The 4,979-nt window shown below is 71.1% G+C and carries 5 protein-coding genes; 1 reads left to right on the forward strand and 4 read right to left on the reverse strand.

The genetic code is table 11. The features are described 5' to 3' along the window. Nucleotides 1-738: DUF1223 domain-containing protein (locus VF794_RS07590; protein ID WP_331108513.1), on the forward strand; the 738-nt coding region annotated here is incomplete at its 5' end. A 68-nt stretch (nucleotides 739-806) separates the two neighbouring features. Here VF794_RS07590 and VF794_RS07595 read toward each other — a convergent pair. The 4 genes from VF794_RS07595 to VF794_RS07610 form a co-directional block, all read right to left on the reverse strand. Then, complete coding sequence (locus tag VF794_RS07595; protein ID WP_331108514.1) at nucleotides 807-1,244, reverse strand: peroxiredoxin; 438 nt, start codon at nucleotides 1,242-1,244, stop codon at nucleotides 807-809. Between the two features lie 457 nt (nucleotides 1,245-1,701). Next, nucleotides 1,702-2,823: a CgeB family protein gene (locus tag VF794_RS07600; RefSeq protein ID WP_331108515.1), complete on the reverse strand. Its 1,122-nt coding sequence runs from the start codon at nucleotides 2,821-2,823 to the stop codon at nucleotides 1,702-1,704. Continuing rightward, the gene (locus VF794_RS07605) at nucleotides 2,820-3,965 is read right to left on the reverse strand and encodes a CgeB family protein (RefSeq protein ID WP_331108516.1); all 1,146 of its coding nucleotides are present in this window, start codon (nucleotides 3,963-3,965) and stop codon (nucleotides 2,820-2,822) included. The genes VF794_RS07600 and VF794_RS07605 overlap by 4 nt, the downstream gene beginning before the upstream one ends. A 17-nt stretch (nucleotides 3,966-3,982) precedes the next feature. Beyond that, nucleotides 3,983-4,979, reverse strand: a 997-nt coding sequence (locus tag VF794_RS07610; RefSeq protein WP_331108517.1) for a glycosyltransferase family 4 protein, incomplete at its 5' end; no start/stop codon positions are given.

Raw genomic sequence — 4,979 nt, forward strand, 5'->3', positions numbered from 1 at the left:
CCCCTCCTCCTCGCGCTCTCGCTGACGCTCGCCGCCGGAGAGCCACGTCCCCGGACTCCCGTGCTGGTGGAGCTCTTCACCTCCGAGGCCTGCGACAACTGCCCCAATAAGGAGGAGCTCCTCGCCCGGCTCGCGAAGACGCAGCCGGTGGAGGGGGTGGAGGTCGTCCCGCTGGCCTTCCACATGGACGCGTACGACGGCCTCGGGTGGAAGGATCGCTTCGGCCTGCCGACCGCCACGCAGCGCCAGCGGCGCTACAACGCGGTGCTCAACCACGGGAAGCTCTTCGCGCCCCACATGGTGGTGGATGGTGCTCACTCCTTCCTGGCGAACGAGCAGCAGGCGCTGGCCCAGGCGACGGAGGCGTCGCACCGGCGCAAGGTGCCCGTGCGCCTCACGGTGCGAGCGGAGAAGAACGAGCTGGTGCTGAAGGTGGCGCTGGACGCGAAGCCCGAGCGGGACGTCGAGGTGTGGGCCGCGCTCGCGGAGGAGGGCCTGTCCACGAAGGTGACGGCGGGCCCGAACAAGGGGCGCACGCTGACGCACACGGCCACGGTGCGCACGTGGACGGTGCTCCCCGAGCCGAAGCCCGAGGGCCCCGGCTTCACCACGGAGGCGCGGCTGAAGCTGGAGCCGCGGTGGAAGCGCGAACGGCTGCGCGTGGTGGTGGCGCTCCAGAAGCCCTGGGGCGGGCGGGTGGAGGGGCTCACCACCGCGGCGCTCGACACGAAACGCTGACAGAAGACGGGGCGCGTCCCGGGTTCGCCGCCCGAGCGCGCCCCGCGGTCCTCCGCTTCAGCCGCCGGCTATATCTGCGTGAGTGCCTGCGACGGGAAGGCCCGGGCATCCACCTTCGGGTACCAGGCCTTCACCCGCCCGTCGGGACCGATGATGACGCCCACCCGCCGCGCGTTGGCGGCGCTCGCGTCGTCACAGGCCCCGTAGGCGAGCCCCATCTGCCTCCCCGTGTCACTCAGCAGGGGGAAGTTGAAACCGAACTTCTCCGCGAATGCCTTGTTCTCCTCCGGCGTGTCGAAGCTGACTCCCAAGATGACCGCGTTCTTCTGCACGTACGCACTGCTCTGGTCGCGGAACCCGCAACCCTGGGCCGTTCAACCCGGGGTGTCGGCCTTGGGGTAGAACCAGAGCACCACCGTCTTGCCCTGGTAGTCGGACAGCTTGTGCGTCCTGCCGGTGTGGTCCCCCACCGAGAAGTCCGGGGCCACGTCACCTGCCTTCAGCATGAAGCCTCCTGCATCGGCCAGCGGGCTCGGAGCCCCCGCCGGGCCTGGGCCAATCCACCGCTCCGAGACCTTCCGTCGTAGCACGTGGGCCCCCGCCCCCTCTTCGGCTTCCAGTCCGACTGTCGACTTGGAAAGGGTGGCCCTTCGGGCCCGAAGGCCCTGGGGATTGCCTCGGGGTAAGGGGAACGTGCGTCTATCCGTCCTTGCCACCTTGTTGCTCGCGTCGGCCGCGATGGCCCAGCTGGAGTTGAAACCCAATGGCAGGGGCTCGCTGGTGATGGGAACCGGCCAGCTGCTGCCCGCGGGAGGGTTCCGCCTCTCGCTGCTGGGGCACTATGGCACTGCTGGGCCTGGGCGCGCTCGCCGCACTGGCCCGCCGGGGCCGTAGGTCGTAGCAGGTCGGCACGTACAGCACCCGGTGGCCGAAGGACCTCCACGCCACCGGGTCACGGCGACATCACGCCACCTGCCCCCGAGCCGAGAGCCCCGCGTCCGACGAGTAGCCCAGCACCTGCTCCACCTGGACGGCCCGGTGCGCGTAGGTGTGCTCGGCCAGCACGCGCCGGCGCGCCGCCTGCCCGAGCTGCCGCACGCCCTCGTCCGTGAGGCACAGCACCGCCTCGGCCACTTCCAGCCCGTCCTCGGCCACCAGGCACTCGGTGCCCGGCTCCAGGAAGAGCTCGATGCCCTGCCACTTGTCGGTGATGATGCAGGAGCCCGCGCCAGCGGCCTCGAAGAGGCGCGTGGACGGAGAGAAGCCGAAGCGCGCCATGCTGTCGCGGCTGATGTCGAGCACCGTGCGCGCCGTGCGGTTGAGGGCGTTGTGGTCCCGCGTGTAGACGTGGCCCACGTGCTTCACGTTGGACGGCAGGTGCCGGTCCGCCCAGCCGTTGCCGCCCAGCAGGAAGCGGTTGTCCGGCAGCAGCTCCGCGGCGCGCAGGAAGAAGGACTCCACCCGCCGCTCGAGATCCGGTAGCCGGTTGCCCAGGAAGGCCAGGTCACACTCGAAGCGCGGGTCGGGCTCCACCGGGTGGTGGGTGTCCGGATCCAACGCGTTGTAGATGGGGACGCACTCGCGGGCCCCGAAGTCCTTGTAGGCGAGCACCACCGGGTCGCCACCACCATAGGTGAGGATGCGGTCATAGCGGGGCACCAGCGCGCGGAACGGGTCGTTCGGGTCCTTCTGCATCCGCTCCAGGGTGGCCGGCGCGTCCACGTCCCAGAAGACCACCTGGGTGTGGCCGGACTTGAGCTCCAGCACCCGGGCCTCCAGCAGCTCGTCGAAGACGCCCACGCCGCTGGCCTTCACCACCACGTCCGCGCCCCGCGCGTCCTCCAGGCAGCGCTCCACTCCGTCGGTGCCCTCGCCCGGGTACACCACCACGCGCGCCCAGTCCGGGTCCACGGGGAAGTCCCGATGCTTCTGCCGGTCCTGGGCATCCGGCTCATAGAAGGTGACGCGGTGGCCACGCGCGTGAAGTGCGCGGATGATGCCGCGGTAGTACGTGGCGGCGCCGTTCCAGTAGGCCGAGACGACGCTCGAGCCGAAGAAGGCGATCCGAAGTCCGTGGCTGCTCATGCGGTAACCCTTTCCTGTACGACCGACCCGAGCGAGCCGGTCTCGACGCCCAGCTCCCGGCAGAAGCCGAGGAGCTCCTCCACCCGATGTGCGCACGTATGACGTGCGAGAATCGTCCGCCGCCCGTGCTCGGCGAGCGCCCGCCGCAGGTCCGCGTCCTCCCGGAGCGCGGCGAGGTGGCGCTCCATCTGCTCGCCATCCCTGGCGACGAGGAAGTCCAGGCCCGGGGTGAACAGGTGCTCGGCGTCCTCCCAGGGCGCGCACACCAGGGGAATCCCACACGCGAGCGCCTCGAAGGTGCGCGGGGTGGGGAGGCCCGGCAGCGCGGAGGCATACGGCCGGCGGGGCACGTGCACCGTCATGAGCGCCCGCGCGAAGGTCCGGGGCACCTCGTGGTTGGGCAACCAACCACCATAGGAGATGCCCGCCTCCGCCAGGGCCGTCCTGGCCGCCTGGGGGTAGCGCACGCCGTGCACCCGCGCCTTCAGCCCCAGCCGCTTCACCGGGCCGAGCAGGAACTCGTGCAGCTCCGCGCCGTGCTCCTCATCGCCCCAGTTGCCCACCCAGACGAGGTCCTGATCGCGCTCGTACTCGTACGCGAACTCGGGACGGAAGACGCGCACGTCGGCGGCCTCGTGCCACGTCCAGGCGTGGCGCGCCCAGCCGCGCTCCAGGTACACCCGGCGGATGACGTCACCGACGGCCAGCACCCCGTCGTAGTGCGACAAATCGTACCGGGCCATCTCCCCCGGCGCGGTGACGCTCCGGTGGTGGGTGTCATGAAAGAGGAGCTTGAAGCGCCCACCCCGGGCGCGCGCCTGGCCGACGCGGTACACCAGCTCCGGCTCGTTCCACTCGTGGACGATGACCAGGTCCGCCCCGTCCAGCACGGCCCCCAGGTCCAGCGTCTCCAGCGTGTAGCGATGGGGCCGGACGCGCCGGTAGACGAGCCGCAACGCCTCCAGCGTCTCCTCCCCGCCCCGCTCGGCCAGGAGGTTCTCCATGCTCCAGGCGTTCTCGGGCTCGTACACCTGGATGTCGGCGCCCCGCTTGGAGAGCTCGGTCACGACGCCCCGGAGGAAATGGGCATGGCCGTGGTTCCAGTCCGACAGGAGCGAATGGCAGAAGAGGACGACGCGCATCGTTCAAAAGTCTCCGCTCAGGTGGCCTTCGCCAGGGGAGGCGGGGCGGCAGGAGCCTCCCTGGGCGCGCGGCCCAGCTCGGCGTACGCCGCAAGGTAGGCATCGGCCATGCGATCCGGGGAGAACTCCAGTGCACGCGTGCGTGCAAGGGTGGACATCCGGTTGCAGAGCACGGGCTCCGTCACCAGCCGGCGCAGGGCGCGCATGAGCATGTCGGTGTCATCTGGTGGAACGAAGACGGCCGCGTCCTCCCACACCTCGCGCAGGGAGGGGATGTCGCCCAGCACCAGCGCGCAGCCAGCGAGCGCGGCTTCCAGGGCGGATAGCCCGAAGGGCTCGTAGCGCGCGGGCAGCGCGTAGATGGAGGCGCGCCCCATGTGGCCGGCCAGTTCGCCAGGAGACAGCTTGCCCAGCATGCGCACATAGCGCGAGCGCACCTCGCCCCCGGCGGGGTGCTGGGTGTCGCCCGCGACGAGCACCGGCCAGTCCAGCCGGGGAGCCACCGACTCCAGCGCGGCCAGGTTCCTGGCCTCGTCCCACAGCGGGCCCGTGGCGAGGATGAAAGGCTCGCGCACCGGGCCGGGAGAGAAGTCCTCGGCCCGGCGCGCGTTGAAGATGACGCGGGCCGAGCGCTGGGGCCCGTAGTGCTGCTCCAGGGCCTCCAGCATGGCGGCGGAGGGGGCCACCACGAGGCCCGCGGCGCGCAGGCCCCGCGTGACCTCCCAGCGGTAGCGGGTGTGGTGCTCCGGGGCCGGCTCGCCCTTCACCGCCTCCCACCACGAGAGGACACACGCGTGGGCCACCATCAGCGTCGGCGCCTTCCACGGCAGCGCGCCATGGCAGTAGCCGTTGAGGTGCACCACGTCCGGCCGGACGCGGGACTCCAGCTCCAGCAGCCACTCCCCGGCGGCAGCCACGTCCTCCCACGGCTCATCCATCCACTCGAGCTTCCAGGTGCTCTGCTCGACGCTGAGGCCGGGAACCCGGCGGGCCTCGGCCCACTGCGCCTCGGTG

The organism is Archangium sp., assembly GCF_036389735.1.
Classification (GTDB): Bacteria; Myxococcota; Myxococcia; order Myxococcales; family Myxococcaceae; genus Archangium.

Bases quoted from the DNA above. Each gene is read 5' to 3' on its own strand.
- VF794_RS07605 (WP_331108516.1), bottom strand. From the start codon at position 3,965: ATGCGCGTCGTCCTCTTCTGCCATTCGCTCCTGTCGGACTGGAACCAC.
- VF794_RS07600 (WP_331108515.1), bottom strand. From the start codon at position 2,823: ATGAGCAGCCACGGACTTCGGATCGCCTTCTTCGGCTCGAGCGTCGTC.